Origin of the sequence: Pseudomonas sp. LJDD11, from assembly GCF_024584215.1 — a bacterium.
Taxonomy (GTDB): Bacteria; Pseudomonadota; Gammaproteobacteria; order Pseudomonadales; family Pseudomonadaceae; genus Aquipseudomonas.
Genome location: NZ_JANJFL010000144.1, coordinates 1 through 530, shown reverse-complemented (window position 1 = coordinate 530; position 530 = coordinate 1). Strand labels below are relative to the sequence as shown.

The 530-nt window shown below is 51.1% G+C and carries 2 protein-coding genes; both read left to right on the top strand.

Going from position 1 to position 530, the window contains the following annotated elements; all coding sequences use genetic code 11:
- The coding region (locus NRB16_RS29235) for a hypothetical protein (protein WP_257107616.1) at nucleotides 1-197 on the top strand (197 nt) is incomplete at its 5' end.
- 76 nt (nucleotides 198-273) lie between these two features.
- Nucleotides 274-435, top strand: coding sequence for a DUF2986 domain-containing protein (locus tag NRB16_RS29230; RefSeq protein WP_257107615.1), 162 nt, complete (start codon nucleotides 274-276; stop codon nucleotides 433-435).
- Nucleotides 436-530: the final 95 nt, after the last annotated feature.

Sequence of the window (530 nt, the reverse complement as noted above, 5' to 3'; positions counted from 1 at the left end):
TTTCAAAGACCATTCCAACTCCCTGCCGGCAGCCCTCCGGGCCATGGTCGATCGTCCTTGATCCTGGCGAACTCCCTGTTCACCAGTTGTTGGATCCAATCTTACGGGCCTTCTTGAAGGGCAAAAATAGCGAATTGTCCTCAGCTCGTGTAAGCCTTTGGCTATACGTCGGCTGTGAAATTTTCCATGGCCTCTGATCAACCGGCTCTTCAGGGCTCTGGTCCGATATCTCAAGCTGATATCATTCAAGCGTTCGCAAGGTGAGTGAGAAACATGAATCGTCGTAAAAAGATCCAGCAGCTGTTGAAGGCACACGCCAAGAAGGCCAGTGCCAAACTGGCACCCAAGAGCAAGCCTAAATACATTTGCAAGGCTGACCGATTGAAGATGGGTGCCGAAGCCGGTCAAGAGGGGACTGTTGCAGATTCCAATTGAAGAGATGAGGCGCTGAGCCGTCTGGTTCACTTTTCTGGGGGCAAATAAAAACCCGGCGAAGCGGCTTTTTTCCTTTTCCAAAGGCCATTCCAACT